Origin of the sequence: Moorena sp. SIO3B2, assembly GCF_010692525.1 — a bacterium.
GTDB lineage: Bacteria > Cyanobacteriota > Cyanobacteriia > Cyanobacteriales > Coleofasciculaceae > Moorena > Moorena producens.
On sequence record NZ_JAAHHE010000247.1, the window covers coordinates 1 to 2,460 of the forward strand.

Annotated in this window: 3 protein-coding genes; all 3 read right to left on the reverse strand. The window is 44.2% G+C overall.

What is annotated here, in order from left to right; all coding sequences use genetic code 11:
- Positions 1-1,094 (reverse strand): T3SS effector HopA1 family protein (locus F6K38_RS29700; RefSeq protein WP_287358670.1); only part of this gene is annotated, 1,094 nt, incomplete at its 3' end.
- Positions 1,091-1,234 carry a hypothetical protein gene (locus F6K38_RS29705; protein WP_287358673.1) on the reverse strand — a complete coding sequence of 48 codons (144 nt, stop codon included), beginning with the start codon at positions 1,232-1,234 and terminating at the stop codon, positions 1,091-1,093. The genes F6K38_RS29705 and F6K38_RS29700, both read right to left, overlap by 4 nt.
- 142 nt (positions 1,235-1,376) lie before the next feature.
- Positions 1,377-2,460, reverse strand: a 1,084-nt coding sequence (locus tag F6K38_RS29710) for a phosphotransferase family protein (protein WP_287358676.1), incomplete at its 5' end; no start/stop codon positions are given.

A 2,460-nucleotide genomic window follows, 5' to 3' on the forward strand; every position in this document is an offset into this window, starting at 1 on the left:
TAAATATCTTCAGAATTGGCATTCAGATAAACACGCTCCAAGTCAATCCCCAGCCTAGAAAATTGCCCAAGGATAGCCTTCATCCTTCCTTCAGTGGAATCATCCCCTTGATGCCAAGCTTCCAACAACCCATTGGCCACAATCTGACAGCGATTCATGCCAAAGCTTTCCTGTTCGGCAAATTTTTGGTCTGGTTCTTCTGCTAACCCCAAACCTGGTGCTAGCTCCATGGTAAATAGGGGAACATCTGGCTGAAAATGAGATTGGTGCTCTGTATAAACAGTCTTTAAAACTCCCTCAACAGCGTCATAGTTACGCTTATCAAAGTAGAGTACCCCCGAATCGTGTCGTTCGTAGTCCTTGGGATTGTACAAAACTTTAAAGTGGAACGGAATTTCCATGTCGTTCAGCTGTTGGGTTAAGCTACCCATTACGGCAACTGCACCGTCAGGAGTCAAGTTGAAGTAAATTCGCACAGTCACTGACTGGTCTGTTTGCGGACGATTTGCTTCTAGATTGCCAACGGCCATATAAAAGCCATTTTGCACCAAATTCTTAGGCATACGGATTGCTACTGAATCCCCGACGGTGGCAGATTGCTGGGATGCTGGCAGATGCTGCTCCCGTTCAATATGCAGCCTCAATCCTCCCTTAGTCACAGCCAAAGTGCCATCACTTTCTTCTCTGAGAACAGACCAACCAGGGTCAAAGTAGCCTTTGCCACTATTGCTGTCGTGGAGTCGCTGATAAAATCCCACATCTACTCCCAGGATGGTATTGTTCTCTAGGTCTAGTGGCGCAGCTTCAGTATCTGCTTCCGGTGCGAGAGTATCTCGCATTGAGCCATTGTAATAAATACCATAGAGAAAACTCCGCAGTTGCAGACTGATATATTTTTGCTGCATCTCTTCGGGCATCCGTTGAAAACGTTCCACAGCTTCGGCTGGAATTTCCAACGGTTTGTAATCTGAATGGTGAATAGAGAAGTCTGATTGGATTTTTACTTTGTTAACAATATCGTCTAGAACATCTAGTAATTGCTGATTGGCGACTTGGGATAGTTGAATTTCTCTAGAATCAAGTAGTTGGATCATGCTTTGGTAGGGAGTAGGGAGTAGGGAGTAGGGAGTAGGGAGTAGGGAGTAGGGAGTAGGGAGTAGGGAGTAGGGAGTAGGGAGTAGGGAGCAGTAGGAAAGACCTCTGAAGACTTTTTGATGTTATGAGAAATCAGCAAGATTATTCATAGCCTATTTGGAAATGCTATAGCGTTTATTGAATTTATGAGGTACGATTATCAACCTCAAAGTCCCCCTTTATAAGGGGGATTTAGGGGGATCGCTTTGTACCTCATGGGATAGAGAATTGCTATATCTATCTTAAACAGCGGAAGGACTGAGTTGAATTAATTCAGCAATAGCAGGGCCAAAAATTGTGGGCATGGATTTTTCTGGACGACACAACAAGGTCTTGGCAACCTGAAGCATGGCAATCCCGGCATTACCAAAGGATTTTTGGTACTCAATCATCGCCCGAATCCGTTGAATCAAACCAAAACCGGTAAATTGCACTGCTGTCCGCAAAAAATCAGGTCGGTGTTCTAAAATTTCTGGAAAGGTTTCAAAATAACCTTTGGTTAGGGCAGCAATGGAAGGCTGGAGCTGTTCCAAGGGGGTCATGGCTAAACCTAGGGATTCTTCAATACTTAAAGATTTACTGATAACTAGGCTACTCAGCCAGATTTGGACATAGCTACTGATCAGTGTTCCTAAATCAAACCCTGGGTCTCCCCAACTACAGCGCTCCCAATCAATTAGCCTGACAATGCTGGTACTCTCATGCTCCCAATCTTGGTGCAGAAGGATATTATTTAGCTTTAGGTCATTGTGGGTCAGACAGCAGGGGGCAAAACCATTGCCTAGTTGTGCGATCGCTTGCCCTAAACTATCGTATCGTTGATAAAGGGCAAAGAATTTCAGCCCGTCAGCAGGTACCGCACCAAAAATCTCCGGACCAATTCGTTCTAAACTGTTAACTAATCTAGGCACTTGGTCAGTGGTTATATTATCGGTTTCACTACAGAATAAATCTTGATAGTCTTTACGATTAAATGTATGATGATGGATTTTTCCTAAAAGGGTGCCGATGGTGGCAGCAACCTCTGGAGGAAAGATATTTTCCTTGGCGTAGAAATCCATTAAATCCCGATAGTCATCGAGATAGCGGAAAACCATAATGGAATTCTCACCATCAAAATGCAGCACCTCTGGTATCAAAGAGCGGAGGTTAGCAAGTTCTGGAAATTGCTGTAAGAATTCTTGAATTCGCCATTCATTCAAAAACTCACCAGCGGCTTTCCCTTCCTGGTTATGTCGCTCCTGCTTTACGAGCAGCTTATGACCATCTGGAAAGGTCAGCAATAAGTTAAAGTTCTTGGCTTCCAGTGGCTCAATTTTACTGAGA